Source organism: Achromobacter pulmonis, assembly GCF_902859765.1.
Lineage (GTDB): Bacteria > Pseudomonadota > Gammaproteobacteria > Burkholderiales > Burkholderiaceae_B > Achromobacter > Achromobacter pulmonis.
The window spans coordinates 123858-138996 of the sequence record NZ_CADIJV010000006.1 but is presented as its reverse complement, the minus strand read 5'-3'; the positions used below and the strand labels follow the sequence as shown (position 1 = coordinate 138996).

Genomic DNA, 15139 nt, shown 5'->3' with positions numbered 1-15139 from the left:
GGCCGCATCATGGACACGGGATTTCCCTAGGAGCCGCAGGAAACGGGCAAAAAAAAGGCCCGCCAAGGCGGGCCTTCTTCAAGCAGACAACCTTACAGCACCGACTTGAGCAGCTTGCCCATTTCGGAGGGGTTGCGCGTGGTGCGGATGCCGCAGGCTTCCATCACTTCCAGCTTGGCGTCGGCGGTGTCGGCGCCGCCGGAGATCAGCGCGCCGGCGTGGCCCATGCGCTTTCCGGGAGGGGCGGTGACACCGGCGATGAAGCCGACGACCGGCTTCTTCATGTTGTCCTTGGCCCACTGGGCAGCGTTGACTTCGTCCGGACCGCCGATTTCGCCGATCATGATGACGGCGTCGGTGTCGGGATCGTCATTGAACATCTTCAGGACGTCGACGTGCTTGAGGCCGTTGATGGGGTCGCCACCGATACCGACGGCGCTGGATTGACCCAGGCCCAGCTCGGTGACTTGCGCCACGGCTTCGTACGTCAGGGTGCCCGAGCGGCTGACGATGCCGATGCGGCCCTTGCGGTGGATGTGACCGGGCATGATGCCGATCTTGATTTCGTCCGGGGTGATCAGGCCGGGGCAGTTCGGGCCCAGCAGCAGCGTCTTGCTGCCCTTGGCCTTCATGCGGTTCTTGACTTCCAGCATGTCGCGGACGGGAATGCCTTCGGTGATGCAGATCACCAGATCCAGTTCGGCCTCGACGGCTTCCCAGATGGCGGCGGCGGCGCCGGCGGGCGGCACGTAGATGACCGACACGGTGGCGCCGGTGTCGGCCTTGGCATCCTTGACCGACGCGAAGATCGGCACGCCTTCGAAGTCCTCACCGGCCTTCTTGGGGTTCACGCCGGCCACGAAGGCGGCTTTGCCATTGGCGTACTCGCGGCACATGCGAGTGTGGAACTGGCCGGTCTTACCCGTGATGCCCTGGGTGATGACCTTGGTGTCCTTGTTGATCAGAATCGACATTTGTGAATCCTTGGATTTTCTTTGTACCGCCGGGCCGCCCCAAGGTGCAAAGCGCCCCCTCGGGGGGCAGCAAGCCACGAAGGGGCGCGGCGTGGGGGCATATATTTACTTGACGGCGGCTACAACGCGGGTGGCGGCTTCGGCCATCGTGTCGGCGCTGATGATCGGCAGGCCCGAATCGGCCAGCATCTTCTTGCCGAGTTCTTCGTTGGTGCCCTTCATGCGGACGACCAGCGGCACGTTCAGGTTGACGGCCTTGCACGCGGCGATCACGCCTTCGGCGATGACGTCGCAGCGCATGATGCCGCCGAAGATGTTGACCAGGATGGCCTTCACGCTCTTGTTCTTGAGCATGATCTTGAAGGCTTCCGTGACCTTCTCGGCCGTGGCGCCGCCGCCGACGTCCAGGAAGTTGGCCGGCTCGCCGCCGAACAACTTGATGGTGTCCATGGTGGCCATGGCCAGGCCGGCGCCGTTCACCAGGCAGCCGATGTTGCCGTCGAGCTGGATGTAGGCCAGGTCGAACTTCGAGGCTTCGATTTCAGCCGGATCTTCTTCGTCCAGGTCGCGGTAGGCGACGATTTCCGGGTGACGGAACAGGGCGTTGGAGTCGAAGTTGAACTTGGCGTCCAGGGCGATGATGTTGCCCTTGCTGTCGCGGTTCAGGGGGTTGATTTCGACCAGCGAGGCATCGGTGTCCATGTAGCACTTGTAGAGCTTCTGGAACACGTCAACGGCCTGGGCGGTCGAGTCGGCGGGCAGGCCGATCGCGTTGGCGATCTTGGTGGCCTGTTCGGCCGACAGGCCGGTCAGCGGGTCGATGTATTCGGTGACGATCTTCTCGGGCGTGGCGTGGGCCACTTCCTCGATGTCCATGCCGCCTTCGCTGGAGGCGATGAAGGCGACCTTCTGGGTGGCGCGGTCGGTGACCAGCGACACGTAGTATTCCTTCTGGATGTCGGCGCCGTCTTCGATGTACAGGCGGCGGACCTTCTGGCCTTCCGGGCCGGTCTGGTGCGTGACCAGTTGCATGCCCAGGATTTCCGAGGCGAGCTTGCGCACGTCGTCCAGCGAGCGCGCCAGCTTCACGCCGCCGCCCTTGCCGCGGCCGCCCGCGTGAATTTGTGCCTTGACGACCCAAACCGGTCCACCCAGCTTTTCAGCGGCAGCCACGGCCTCGTCGACGGAAAGAGCGGGGATCCCGCGCGGCACCGGGATGCCAAATTGCTTCAGCAGTTCCTTGCCTTGATACTCGTGGATTTTCATGTGTTACCTGTCAGGACGTATGAGAAAGAGAAGGTGAATCGGAGGTCGAATCGGCCGATGCCTCAGCGCTGCCCCCGGTGTACCACTTGGGGTAGTGCTCAGCCACCACCGGGCCGTCGGTGCTCAGCGCATGACAGCCGTCCAGTTGGAATGGACGCCGGTTCGGGTTGCTTTCCTGCCGCCGGCGGTTGGCCATGGTCTGCACCGCCGCGGTGGGAAGCACCTGCGACAGTTCGGTCATGTGCGTACAGCCCTCGACATGGCCGAAGCGCTCCTTGACCTGGCGGCGGAACCCCTTGAGCAGGTTCATGCCGATCAGGCCAGCGTAGGCGGATTCGATGGCCATGCAATGCTCGCCATAGGGAGCGGCATCATAGACGGCCTGCGCCGCCACGATGGTGAAATCGCCATCGATGGTGATGCGCAGGTGCATATGGTGGATGGGTTGCCCCGCCTTGAACATCTCGCCGTCGCGCTTGGGAAAATCGTACGCCTTGACGTCGATGAGTTCGGCTTCCAGATCCCAGTTGCCGTCATCGCGCGCATACGACTGCACGCGTATGGAACGCGTGTGCAGCGGCTGGCGAGGACAATCCGGCGGTGGCAAGGGCATGCTTGGGGCCTGCGGGGCAGAGACGGCCGGCGTATGGTGCGCGGCAACAAAACCTTCAAAGTATAGCGCAGCCCGCCCTGCCCCGACCGTCAACGTGCGCGCCACGGGCGCTCCCGCGGCGGCATCGGCCAGCTCACTGCTGCGTCCACGGGGTGGCCGGACTGCCCATCCAGGCCTGCCCGGCCGGAATGCTCTCGCCCTTGAGCACCAGGGTCAGCGGCCCCAGCCGCGCGCCGTCCTCGACCCGGGTGTCGTACAGGATGGTGCTGCGCGGACCGACGTTGACTCCGTTGCCGATCCGGACCTGCCCGATTTTCATGACGCGGTCCTCGAACAGATGGGTCTGCGGCCCCGACCAGGCATGCAGGACAGTATCGTCCCCAATTGATACGCAGTCGTACTCGGTGACATCGGTGGTATCCATGAACACGCGCTTGCCAATGCGCGCGCCCATGCAGCGCAGCGCCAGCGGCAGCCAGGGTGTGGCGCGCAGGAAATTGAAGAAGTTGGGCACGGCAATCGACTCGTACAGGCTGGTGACGGCTTCGCTCTTCCACACGAATGGCGTCCACATGGGCTCGGCGCGCGGCCGGTAGCGGCCGATCAGCAGCCACTTGAGCAACACCAGGAACAGGAAGGTGCCGACCCCGTACAGCACGCCGGCCAGCATCAACTCGTCGAACGCGGCCAAGAAGCCCTCGCGCGCCGCGATCGGGATGACCTTCATGACCGTCAGGTACCCCACCGCGATGACCACCGCCAGCGGCAGGATCATGCGCATCAGCTCGACGGCGCCGCGCGCCACCTTGCGGCCCGGGCTGGGGCGGAAGGTCAGGTGCGGGGGAAAACCCGCCGCCTGCTCGCGCGCCGGCAGCGCCAGCGGCGGATTGCCCAGCCAGGTCTGGCCGCTGGCCATGCGGGCGTTGGCCGGCGCCCGGCTCTGCACCCCGATCAATACGTCGTCGGGCAACACCGAGCCATCCGGCACATAGGCGCCGTTGCCGACAAAGCTGCGGTTGCCGATCACGGTGGGCCGCATGGTCATCCAGCCGCGGTCGATCTCCTCGTCGCCCAGCATCACGCCGTCGGCGATGAAGCTATCGCGGCCCAGCGTCAGCATGTCGGGCACGATGCCCATGGCGGTAGAGATTTCAGTACCCCGCCCGACCTTGGCGCCCAGCAGCCGGTACCAGGTACCGGCATAAAGGGAAGCATACAGGCCGTGCAGCACGCTCAGGCTGGACTCCTGGATCTGGTTGGTCAGCCAGCGTCGCAGGTAGATCTGGCCATAGACCGGCCAGCGGCCGCTTGCCAGGCGCGGCAACAGTGCCCAGCGCAGCATCGCGGACACCAGCACCGTCAGCAACAACAGCAGAGCACTGGCCGGCAGCGCCAGCAGCAGATAGGCCAGGAATGCGTTGGGCCACCAGACCCGTGAGCCCATCAGGTCGAGCCAGCGCGCGTCGATCCAGTCGATCAGCACGAAACTCGGGAACACCGGCATGAAGAACAGTGCCGCGATCAGCGTGCCGCCGGCCGCGTAGGCCAACACGTCCAGGCGCGCCCAACGGTCTTCGCGCGCCGGACGCGGCGGCAGTTCCGGGGCGCGCGCCTGCGGATCCTGCCGCGCCGGCGCCCCGGTCCAGATCTGGCCCGCCGGGATGCGGGAGCCGGCGGACAGCGATGACAGGCCCTCGAGCCGGCCGTCGGCCTCGATCACGACGTCGCCCTGCAGCACCGCGTAGGAGCCGACGTAGGCATTCTCACCCAGCGTGATGGGCCCGACTTCCCAGTGCGCGCCGCGCACCTCGAAGTTCTCCAGGTTCACGGCGGCGCCGATGCTGGCCCCGTCACCCACCGTCAGCAGGTCCGGGGCGCGCACCGAAATGCGGCTGATGGCGGTATCGCGGCCGATGCGCGCGCCCAGCGCCCGCAGATACCAGGCCTGCAACGGCGACCCCGCCAGCAGGTGCGCCGGCGGAATGTCGAAGATGCGGTCGACCAGCCACCAGCGGTAGAAAGTCCAGCCGTAGAGCGGATAGCGGCCCGCCTTGAGCCGGCCCAGAATGCCCCATTTGCAGACCACCGCCACGCCGAAACTGAGCAGATTGCAGGCCAGGTAGCTGGCGATCGACAGCGCCACCGCGCGCCACACCGAATCGCCCTCGTCGCCGGTGAAATAGTGATAGGTGAAGAATGGCGTCAGCCAGATCAGCATGCGCACGCCGATCAGCAGCGGCAACGCCGCCAACTGCGCCAGGCCACAGGCCCAGCGGCGCCATTGCGGCACGCGCTCGATCGGCGCCTGCTGGACGGGCGCCGCCGCGACCGCCGATTCGGCCGCCAGCGCGTCCAGCCGGGCCGCCAGCGCCCCCAGCACCGAATGCTGGTAGAGCTCGTGCATGGTCAGCGCCGAGAACTGTGGATGTTTGCGCAGCGAGGACACCAGCCGCGCCGCCAGCAGCGAATGGCCGCCCAGGTCGCGGAAGAAATCGCTCGCCAGCCGCAGCGGCTGGCCCGGGAACAAGGGCCGCAAGGCCTCGAACAAGGCGTGTTCGGCGGGCGAAACCGGGGTGTCGTCCTCGCCGCTGGGCTCGGACGCGGTAGCCAGCTCGCGCGCCTTCAGGGCCTTGCGGTCGATCTTGCCCGAGGTCAGGCGCGGCACGTCGGCCACCAGCTCGAAGCGGGCCGGGATCATGTAGGCGGGCAGTTCGGCCGCCAGCGCCGCGCGCAGCGCGTGCGGATCGAGCCGCGCATCGCCCTCCGGCGTCAGGAACGCCACCAATTGCTCGATGCCGGCCAGATCCCGCAACACCACGGCGGCCGCGCCGACGCCAGCCTGCCGGTACAGCGCGGCCTCGATCTCGCCCAGCTCGACACGAAAGCCGCGCACCTTGACCTGATCATCGCTGCGGCCCAGGCATTGGATCTGGCCGTTCTCGTCGATGCGCGCCAGGTCGCCGCTGCGATACATGCGGGTGTCGTGCTCGCCCGTGGGACGGGGATTGGCCAGGAACTTCTCGGCCGTCAGTTCCGGCCGCCCCAGGTAGCCGCCGGCCACGCCCGGGCCGGTGATACAGAGCTCACCGGTCTGGCCTTGCGGCAGCACCGCGCCGTCCTCGCCGCGGATCAGCATGCCGTAGTTGGGCAGCGGCGTGCCGATGGTCACGGGTTGGCCAGGCAGCAGTTCGGCCAGACTGGCCGACACGGTCGTCTCGGTCGGGCCGTAGGTGTTGAACAGGCGCCGGCCGGGCGTGGCCCAGCGCTGCACCAGAAACTCCGGGCACATCTCGCCGCCCAGGTTGACGATGCGCAGGCCCGGCACGTCACGCGCGAACAGCGCCAGCAGCGTCGGCACCGCGTGCAACACCGTCACGCCCTCGCGCGCCAGGGCATCGGGCAAGGCCTCGGGGTCGGTGGTCAGCATCTTGGGCGCCACCCACAAGGTGGCGCCCACCAGGTAGCTGATCCAGATTTCCTCGAACGACATGTCGAAAGCGACCGAAAACCCCTGGTAGACCTTGTCGCCGTGGCGCACGCCCAGCACTTCGTTTTCGCTGCGCAGGAAATGGCAAATGCTGGCCTGGCTGATCGGCACGCCCTTGGGCTTGCCGGTGGAGCCCGAGGTATAGATCACATAGGCGGGATGGTCGGGCGACAGCCCCGCCCGGCGGCACAGGGCGCCCTCGACCGGCGCCGACAGTTCCCAGGGTGTCCAGGTGGCCAAGCCGTCCAGGCGCACCTCTCCCCCGGCCACCAGGCCGCGCGAACCGGCGTCCTGCAGGCAGACCAGCATGCGCTCGGGCGGGGTGTCGGACTCGAACGGCAGCCAGGCGGCGCCGGCCTTGGCGATGGCGGCCTGCATCACCAGCAGTTCGTCGCCGCGCGGCAGGCACAGGCCAACGATATCGCCGGGCCGCACGCCCGCTTCGATCAGGTGGTGCGCGGCCAGGTCGGCGCGGCGTCCGAGGTCTTCATAGGTCAGGGATTGATCCAGCCAATGGATGGCGATGGCGGCGGGACACCGCAGGATCGTGGCTTCCAGAATATCGGGCAACGTTTCCGCTTGCAGCAGATCCGGCCGATAGGGGCCTTGGAGAATCATAGGTACGGCGCAGCGCCGGGAAATGGGATGTTCGCCTATTGACCCGTGCCGCATGATTTCGTTCCGGCGCGGACGAAAAAAACCCCCGTGCCGCGCATGGCGCGCGACACAGAGGGAGATGGGCTGGTCCGGCCACGGCGGCGCGACCGCCGGGCGGCATCCGTGCGGCGGCCCGGCCGGCCGCCGCGTTTCAGACGGCTTCGCGCAGCGCGCGAGCGGCTTGCACCATGCCGATCAGCGCCGCTTCGGTTTCGGGCCAGGCACGGGTCTTCAAGCCGCAATCCGGGTTCACCCAGAGGCGCTCTCTGGGCAGGCGGGCGGCCGCCTTCTGCATCAGGCCGACCATCCAGTCCACTTCCGGCACGTTGGGCGAGTGGATGTCGTACACGCCCGGGCCGATGTCGTTGGGGTAGCGGAAGTCCTCGAACGCCTTGAGCAGTTCCATGTTGGAGCGCGACGTCTCGATGGTGATCACGTCCGCATCCATGGCGGCGATCGACTCGATGATGTCGTTGAACTCCGAATAGCACATGTGGGTATGGATCTGCGTCTCGTCGCGCACGCCGGCGGTGGCCAGGCGGAAGCAGTCCACCGCCCAGTCCAGATAGGCCTGCCAATCGGCGCGGCGCAGCGGCAGGCCTTCGCGGATGGCCGGTTCGTCGATCTGGATGACGTTGATGCCGGCGGCTTCCAGGTCCACCACTTCGTCGCGCAGGGCCAGCGCCAGCTGGCGGCAGGTCTGTTCGCGCGGCTGGTCATCGCGCACGAACGACCACTGCAGGATGGTGACCGGACCGGTCAACATGCCCTTGACCGGCTTGTCGGTCAGCGACTGGGCGTAGGAGGACCAGCCCACCGTCATCGGCGCGGGGCGGGCCACGTCACCGAAGATGATCGGCGGCTTGACGCAACGCGAGCCGTAGCTCTGCACCCAGCCGTTCCTGGTGAAGGCAAAGCCCGCCAGCAGCTCGCCAAAGTACTCCACCATGTCGTTGCGCTCGGGCTCGCCATGCACCAGCACGTCCAGGCCGACCTTCTCCTGGAAGCGGATCACCTCCTCGATTTCCTTGCGGATGGCGCTCTCGTAGGCCGAGTCCGTCAGCGCGCCCGACTTCCAGTCGCGGCGCAGCGCGCGGATCTCGGCGGTCTGCGGGAACGAGCCGATCGTGGTGGTGGGGAATGCCGGCAGGCCCAGTTCTTCCTGCTGGCGGGCGATGCGGCCGGCGAACGGCGCGCGGTCACGCGAAACGCCGGCCGACGCCGCCATGCGCTGCGCCACGGCCGGGTTGTGGATGCGGGTCGACGAGCGGCGCGCGGCCAGGGCGGCACGCTGCCTGGCCAGGCCGTCCTGCACGCCGGGCTCGGTGGCGCTGTCCAGGGCGCGGCCGAGCAGGCTCAATTCTTCCAGCTTCTGGGCGGCGAACGACAGCCAGCTCTTGAGCTCGGCGTCCAGCTCGGTTTCGTTGGCCAGGTCCACCGGCACATGCAGCAACGAGCACGACGGCGCCAGCCACAGGCGTTCGCCCAACTGCTGCTTGACCGGAGCCAGCGTGGCAAGGGCGGCGTCCAGGTCGGTGCGCCAGATGTTGCGGCCATTGATGACGCCGGCGGACAGCACCTTGTCCGCGCCCAGGCCGGCCAGCACCCCGGCCAACTGTTCGGGGGCGCGCACCAGATCCACGTGCAGGCCGGCCACCGGCAGGCCCAGGGCGGTGCCGAGATTGTCCTTCAGCCCATCGAAATAGGTGGCCGCCAGCAGTTTGACCGGGCTCGCCGACAGCGAGGCATATACCTGCTTGAAGGCATCGCGCCAGGCCTGCGGCAGGTCCAGTACCAGGATGGGCTCGTCGATCTGCACCCACTCAACGCCGAGCTTGGCAAAGCGCGCCAGCACTTCCTGGTACACCGGCACCAGGTTGGCCAGCAGTTGCAGCTTGGCCGCGTCGGCGGCGCCGTCGGCGAAAGCATCGCCCTTGCCCAGGAACAGCCAGGTCAGCGGGCCCGGGATCACCGGTTTGACGGCGTGGCCCAGCGCCTGGGCTTCCTGGATCTGCTCGAAAAGCGATTCACGGGCGATGCGGAAGGTCTGGCCCGGCACCAGTTCCGGCACGATGTAGTGGTAGTTGGTGTCGAACCACTTGGTCATTTCGCAGGCCGCGGCGGGCTTGCCCGACGGGGCGCGGCCGCGGCCCATGCGGAACAGCGTATCCAGCGAGACCGGCTCGCTGTCCTTCTGGCCAAAGCGCGCGGGCACGGCGCCCAGCAGCGTGGTCCATTCCAGGATCTGGTCGTACCAGGCGAAATCACCCACGGGGACGAACCTGACGCCGGCGGCGGCCTGCACCTGCCAGTGCCGGGCGCGCAATTCGCGGCCGGTCTGCTCCAGCGCATCGCCGCCCTGCTTGCCGGCCCAATAGGCTTCGACCGCGCGCTTCAATTCGCGCTGGGCACCGATGCGGGGGAACCCCAAATTATGAATCGTAGTCATGGCAACACCGTTGTTGTACAAAATTTGTTCATGTGAAGGCTATTCTGCCGCCAAATCAAAATGAATCAAAATCAATGTCTACATCCATAATATGAGCAAATCTCATACAATAAAGCTCCACGCCCGCCCCCAGGGACGGGACAGCCCCGGCGCCCGCGCACGCCGTCTTGCCCGGCCTGCCGCGCCACCTTCACAGCCGTCGCCCCATGCTGGAAATCCGCCACCTTGAAACGCTCACCGCCATCCGAGAAGGGGGCAGCCTGCAAGAGGCCGCCGAACGCCTGCACCTGACCCAGTCGGCCCTGTCGCATCAATTGCGAGACCTGGAGACCCGGCTCGGCACGCCGCTGCTGAACCGCCGCACCCGGCCGGCCCGCCTGACCACCGCGGGGCTGCGCGTGCTGGCGCTGGCCGATGAGGTCCTGCCACGCATCCGCGCCACCGAACGCGAACTGCAGCGGCTGGCCGCCGGCCGCACCGGTCGCCTGCACCTGGCCATCGATTGCCATTCCTGCTTCCAGTGGCTGATGCCGGCGCTCGACGCCTTCCGCGCGCAATGGCCGGACGTGGCGCTGGACCTGTCGGCCGCGTTTTCGTTCGCCCCACTGCCGGCGCTGGTGCGCGGCGACCTGGACCTGGTCATTACGTCCGATCCCCAACCGCTCGATGCCGTCGAGTACCTGCCGCTGTTCAAATACGAACTGGTGCTGGCCGTGTCCGAATCCAATCCGCTGGCCGGCAACAAGTTCATCATGCCGGACCAATTGGCGGACCAGACGCTCATCACCTATCCGGTCGACAAGCAGCGCCTGGATGTCTTCACCGCATTCCTGGACCCCGCCGACGTCGAGCCGGCAGCCATCCGCAAGGCGGAATTGACGCCGATCATCGCGCAATTGGTGGCGAGCAACCGCGGCGTAGCGGCCCTGCCCAACTGGGCCCTGACCGAATACATGAACCAGGGTTGGCTGCGGCTGTGCCGCCTGGGGCCGCAGGGGGTGTGGCGTACCCTGTACGCCACCGTGCGCAGCGAGGACACCGATGCCTCGTATATCGGCGAGTTCCTGACGCTGACGCGTGACGTCTGCTTCAAGACGCTGAACGGCATCAAGTCGGCGAAATAGGCGAAAAGCCGAAGCGACCGGCGCCTGAACCCTGGCGCCGCGCCGGGCGCGCGGGCGGCTCAATCGTCGTCGCCCGCCCCCACGATGCGGCGGATGACGTCGTGCGCGAACCCCCGGCTGGCCAGGAAACGGGCCTGCTTGGCATACGCGGCGCGATCCTCGGGCTTGGCCCCGAAGCGCTTCTGCCAGACCTCGAGCGCGCGCTCGTATTCCGTGGCACGCAATTGTTCGCGCAATTCGGACACCTGGGCGTCATCCACGCCGTGCTGGCGCAGTTCCCGCACGATGCGCGCCGCGCCCTGGCGCGAAGCGCGCCGATGCACCAGGCTTTGTGCAAAGCGCTCGGTCGACAGCCATCCCTCTTTTTCCAGCGCATCCAGCACGCGCCCGACCTCGTCGGGATCTTCGGCGTGGGGCGCGAGTTTGCGCGCCAGTTCGTCGCGGGCATGCTCGCGCCGCGACAGATAGCCGACCGCGCGCATCTTGAGCGACGGCCCCTTGCGGGGCGTGCGTGACTGGCCCGCGGCCGGCTCCTGGTCGGCGGCCGCGGTGGAGTCGGCGGCCCGCCGCAGGTCCGACGTGCGGCGCAGGCCCTCTGGCTTGGCCACGGTCTCGAACTCATCGTCCAGGCGGGCGCGCAAGCGGTCGGCGGACGTGACGGGCGGTTTCCAGCTCATGCACTTACTCCATGTGCCAGCGGCAGGTCTCCCGGAACGGGAGCCTGCCGCTGGCGGCCGCCGGGCTGACGGGCCCGGTGCAATCCGGTGATGCCGTGGCGGGATTACTCGCCGCTATCGTCTTCGGCGGTGGGCACGAATTCCGCGGCGCGGCTGACGATGCCCTGGTTCTCGCGCACCCGGTTCTCGATTTCGATGGCCAGTGCCTTGTGCTCTTTCAGGTATTCACGGACGTTGTCCTTGCCCTGGCCGATGCGATTGCCGTTGTAGCTGTACCAGGCGCCAGACTTGTCCACCACATTGGCGGCCACGCCCAGGTCGATGATTTCGCCTTCGCGCGAGATGCCGGCACCATACATGATGTCGAACTCGGCCTGCTTGAACGGCGGCGCGACCTTGTTCTTGACCACCTTGACGCGGGTTTCGTTGCCGACGACCTCGTCGCCCTTCTTGATCGAGCCGATGCGGCGGATGTCCAGGCGCACGGACGAGTAGAACTTGAGCGCGTTGCCGCCGGTGGTGGTTTCGGGGTTGCCGAACATCACGCCGATCTTCATGCGGATCTGGTTGATGAAGATGACCATGCAGTTGGTCTTCTTGATGGTGGCGGTCAGCTTGCGCAGCGCCTGGCTCATCAGGCGGGCCTGCAGGCCAGGCAGCGAATCGCCCATTTCGCCTTCGATTTCGGCCTTGGGCACCAGGGCCGCGACCGAGTCGACCACGATCAGGTCGACCGACCCCGAGCGCACCAGCGCGTCGGTGATTTCCAGCGCCTGCTCGCCCGTATCAGGCTGCGAGATCAGCAGGTCGGCCAGGTTGACGCCAAGCTTCGAGGCATATTGCACGTCGAGGGCGTGTTCGGCGTCGACGAAGGCGCAGGTGCCGCCCAGCTTCTGCATTTCAGCCACGACCTGCAGGGTCAGCGTGGTCTTGCCCGAGGATTCGGGACCGTAGATCTCCACCACGCGGCCACGCGGCAGGCCGCCGACGCCGAGCGCGATGTCCAGGCCCAGCGAGCCCGTGGACACCACCTGGATGTCGTGCGAGACCTCGTTGTCGCCATAGCGCATGATCGAGCCCTTGCCGAACTGCTTTTCGATCTGCGAGAGCGCGGCGGCCAGCGCCTTGGCTTTTTCCGAAGCGGCGGCCTTGGTGGTTTTGTCGTCCATGTAGTGTCCTGTCGGGTCTGAGTCTGTAACGTATCGGATGTCGGGGCGCGGCACGGGTACCGGTCAGCGCGGGTTGTCGCAAGGGGTTGATCGAAACGGTGTCGAAGCGGTGGATCCAGGCTGCGATCAGAAAGCGATAGCGCAGATTATGGCATCGGATTGTACTGTACAAAAAAACAGTGTGCCAGGGTTTTCCACGTATTCCCTGAGTGGGCAAGCCCGGCCCCGTGTGACAGAATCGGGAAAAAAACAGGCGCTATGTCCCCATTGCGCCCCCCCCCCGGCCCGCCGCCCCGGCTATCCATCCCAGGGCGGCGTACGCGCGCCGCTGGCGCGGCGAGCTCTCCTTCTTTCGATAGCCCATGCGCATCCTGATCGCGGAAGACGACAGTATCCTGGCCGACGGCCTGTCACGCTCGTTGCGCCACAACGGCTATGCGGTCGATGCCGTGCGCGACGGCCTGGCCGCCGACTCGGCGCTGGCGGCCCAGGCCTTCGACCTGCTCATCCTGGACCTCGGCCTGCCGCAACTGGCTGGCCTGGAGGTCCTGCGCCGGTTGCGGGCCCGCAATTCGGCCCTGCCCGTCCTGATCCTGACCGCCGCCGACAGCATCGAGCAGCGCGTCAAGGGGCTGGACCTGGGCGCCGACGACTACATGGCCAAGCCGTTCGCCCTGTCCGAACTGGAGGCGCGGGTGCGCGCTCTGACCCGGCGCGGCGCCGGCGGCGGCGCCACGCTGCTCAAGCATGGCCGCCTGGTGTTCGACCAGACCGGGCGCGTAGCCATGGTCGATGACCAGACGCTCGACTTGTCCGCGCGCGAGGTCAGCCTGCTCGAAATCCTGTTGACGCGCAGCGGCCGCATGGTCAGCAAGACCCAATTGGTCGACCACCTGTGCGAATGGGGCGAGGAAGTCAGCACCAACGCCATCGAAGTCTACGTGCACCGCCTGCGCAAGAAACTCGAACCCAGCGGCGTGAAGATCGTGACGGTGCGCGGCCTGGGTTATTGCCTCGAACGGGACCAGGGTGCGGCCTACCTCGCAAGCTGAACCGCCACAGCCGGAGGCGCTCAACCAGGAAGCGCTGGATGTGATGCGGGCCGGGGCCCGCGGCCCCAGCTTTGCGCCGCCGCAGCGTTCGCTGCTGGGCGAGATCCTCGACTGGATGCTGGCGCCGCTGTTCCTGCTGTGGCCCATGAGCGTCGCCATCACCTACGTGGTGGCGCAGAACATCGCCAACGTGCCGTACGACCGCGCGCTAGCCAACAATCTGCATGTACTGACGCGCCAGGTCCATGCGCAGGACGGCCGCGCGGTGCTGCGCATGACCGATGCGGCGCGCGACGTACTGCGCGCCGATGAGACCGACAGCGTGTTCTGGCTGGCGCTGGGCAGCCGCGGCGAGTACCTGGGCGGCGACCGCGCTCTGCCTCTGCCGGCCTCGGTCGGCCAGCCGCGCCCCGGCGAAGTGCAGTACCAGGACGACACCCTGCGTGGTTTCGGCGTCCGGCTCGCGTTCACCTGGGTCGATCTGAACCTGCCCAATACGCAGCCGGCGCTGCTGATCGTGGCCGAGACGGTCGAAAAGCGCACACAACTGGCCAACGACATCATCAAGGGCGTGATCATCCCGCAGTTCGTGGTCCTGCCGATCGCCGTGCTGCTGGTGTGGTTCGGCCTGTCGCGCGGCGTGGCGCCGCTGAACGCGCTGCAACAGCGCTTGCGGGCGCGCCGGCCCGACGACCTCTCGCCCATCGATGAACGCGCCGCGCCGTCCGAGATTGCGCCGCTGGTGGCGGCCATGAATGACCTGCTCGACCGCCTCTCGGCCAACGTCCAGGCGCAACGCCGCTTCGTCGCCGACGCCGCGCATCAGCTGAAGACGCCCCTGGCCGGGCTGCGCACCCAGGCCGAGCTGGCGCTGCGCGATGCCAGCCCAGAAGAGATGCAGGCCAGCCTGCGCCAGTTGGTGACCGGCTCCGAACGCGCCACCCGGCTGGTGAATCAACTGCTGCTGCTGGCGCGGGCGGAAAACCCCAGCGCCATCGGCCTGGCCGCGACCGACCTCAATGCCATCGCCTACGAGCAGGCGATGCAGTGGGTGCCGCTGGCGCTGTCGCTCGGCACCGACCTGGGCTTCGAGGGCTCTGAAACGCCGGTGCAGATCAACGGCAACCCGCTGTTGCTGGCCGAGCTGCTCAACAACCTGATCGACAACGCCTTGCGCTATACGCCGCGGGGCGGGCACATCACGGTGCGCGTGCAGCGTCAGGGCGAACAGGGCATTCTGGAAGTGGAAGACTCCGGCCCTGGCATCGCCCCGGAAGAACGCGAGCGCGTCTTCGACCGTTTTTACCGGGTGCTGGGCACCCTGTCGGACGGCAGCGGGCTGGGCCTGGCGATCGTCCGGGAGATCGCGCAGAAACACCAGGCGACCGTGCTCATCAGCGATCATCCGACGCCCCACTCCGACCTGCCGGGCACCCGCATCCGCCTGGTGTTCCCACTCTATGCCGAGCCCGCCGGCGCCGCCGGCGACTAAGGCCGGTTCCTATCGACAAGGCGCCCCACACAGGCCACACGCCGCCGGAGGAACGCGCCACCATCCGCCATGAGTTCCCCACTCCGTCCCTAGGACTATCCCTAACTCTCCCTAATGAAGTTTCTTTTTGTTGCAATTTTAAGATTCAGGTAAGGATCGCGTCAGAACCTAGTCAGCCT

At 67.0% G+C, this 15139-nt stretch carries 10 protein-coding genes; 3 read left to right on the top strand and 7 right to left on the bottom strand.

Translation table 11 applies throughout. The features are described from left to right. Positions 1-92 precede the first annotated feature (92 nt). The 5 genes from sucD to metE form a co-directional block, all read right to left on the bottom strand. A complete protein-coding gene (sucD, locus tag HV701_RS07955) occupies positions 93-974 on the bottom strand; it encodes a succinate--CoA ligase subunit alpha (RefSeq protein WP_006388410.1) in 882 nt (293 codons plus the stop codon). Positions 975-1079: 105 nt separating this feature from the next. Continuing rightward, positions 1080-2240 carry an ADP-forming succinate--CoA ligase subunit beta gene (sucC, locus tag HV701_RS07950; RefSeq protein WP_175132527.1) on the bottom strand — a complete coding sequence of 387 codons (1161 nt, stop codon included), beginning with the start codon at positions 2238-2240 and terminating at the stop codon, positions 1080-1082. 10 nt (positions 2241-2250) lie between these two features. Beyond that, a complete protein-coding gene (locus HV701_RS07945; RefSeq protein ID WP_175132526.1) occupies positions 2251-2853 on the bottom strand; it encodes a DUF2889 domain-containing protein in 603 nt (200 codons plus the stop codon). A 133-nt stretch (positions 2854-2986) separates the two neighbouring features. Continuing rightward, entirely contained in the window at positions 2987-6958 is a 3972-nt protein-coding gene (locus tag HV701_RS07940) for a Pls/PosA family non-ribosomal peptide synthetase (protein ID WP_175132525.1), read from the bottom strand. 190 nt (positions 6959-7148) lie between these two features. Beyond that, a complete protein-coding gene (gene metE / locus HV701_RS07935) occupies positions 7149-9446 on the bottom strand; it encodes a 5-methyltetrahydropteroyltriglutamate--homocysteine S-methyltransferase (RefSeq protein ID WP_175132524.1) in 2298 nt (765 codons plus the stop codon). Positions 9447-9652: 206 nt separating this feature from the next. Here metE and HV701_RS07930 point away from each other — a divergent pair, with 206 nt between their 5' ends. Further along, complete coding sequence (locus HV701_RS07930; RefSeq protein ID WP_175132523.1) at positions 9653-10570, top strand: LysR family transcriptional regulator; 918 nt, start codon at positions 9653-9655, stop codon at positions 10568-10570. A 59-nt stretch (positions 10571-10629) separates the two neighbouring features. Here HV701_RS07930 and recX read toward each other — a convergent pair whose 3' ends face one another. Further along, a complete protein-coding gene (recX, locus tag HV701_RS07925; protein ID WP_175132522.1) occupies positions 10630-11247 on the bottom strand; it encodes a recombination regulator RecX in 618 nt (205 codons plus the stop codon). Positions 11248-11351: 104 nt separating this feature from the next. After that, complete coding sequence (gene recA / locus HV701_RS07920) at positions 11352-12416, bottom strand: recombinase RecA (RefSeq protein WP_175132521.1); 1065 nt, start codon at positions 12414-12416, stop codon at positions 11352-11354. 362 nt (positions 12417-12778) lie between these two features. Here recA and HV701_RS07915 point away from each other — a divergent pair, with 362 nt between their 5' ends. Further along, on the top strand, positions 12779-13468 hold the full coding sequence (locus HV701_RS07915) for a response regulator transcription factor (RefSeq protein WP_006393745.1): 690 nt from the start codon (positions 12779-12781) through the stop codon (positions 13466-13468). Positions 13469-13583: 115 nt separating this feature from the next. After that, positions 13584-14960, top strand: a complete 1377-nt coding sequence (locus HV701_RS07910) for a sensor histidine kinase N-terminal domain-containing protein (protein ID WP_175132590.1) — start codon at positions 13584-13586, stop codon at positions 14958-14960. The last annotated feature ends 179 nt before the right edge of the window (positions 14961-15139 follow it).

Coding starts and splice junctions, on each gene's coding strand:
- HV701_RS07940 (WP_175132525.1), bottom strand. CDS start 6,958: ATGATTCTCCAAGGCCCCTATCGGCCGGATCTGCTGCAAGCGGAAACG.
- sucC (WP_175132527.1), bottom strand. CDS start 2,240: ATGAAAATCCACGAGTATCAAGGCAAGGAACTGCTGAAGCAATTTGGC.
- recX (WP_175132522.1), bottom strand. CDS start 11,247: ATGAGCTGGAAACCGCCCGTCACGTCCGCCGACCGCTTGCGCGCCCGC.
- HV701_RS07915 (WP_006393745.1), top strand. CDS start 12,779: ATGCGCATCCTGATCGCGGAAGACGACAGTATCCTGGCCGACGGCCTG.
- HV701_RS07930 (WP_175132523.1), top strand. CDS start 9,653: ATGCTGGAAATCCGCCACCTTGAAACGCTCACCGCCATCCGAGAAGGG.
- HV701_RS07910 (WP_175132590.1), top strand. CDS start 13,584: ATGCTGGCGCCGCTGTTCCTGCTGTGGCCCATGAGCGTCGCCATCACC.
- metE (WP_175132524.1), bottom strand. CDS start 9,446: ATGACTACGATTCATAATTTGGGGTTCCCCCGCATCGGTGCCCAGCGC.
- recA (WP_175132521.1), bottom strand. CDS start 12,416: ATGGACGACAAAACCACCAAGGCCGCCGCTTCGGAAAAAGCCAAGGCG.
- sucD (WP_006388410.1), bottom strand. CDS start 974: ATGTCGATTCTGATCAACAAGGACACCAAGGTCATCACCCAGGGCATC.
- HV701_RS07945 (WP_175132526.1), bottom strand. CDS start 2,853: ATGCCCTTGCCACCGCCGGATTGTCCTCGCCAGCCGCTGCACACGCGT.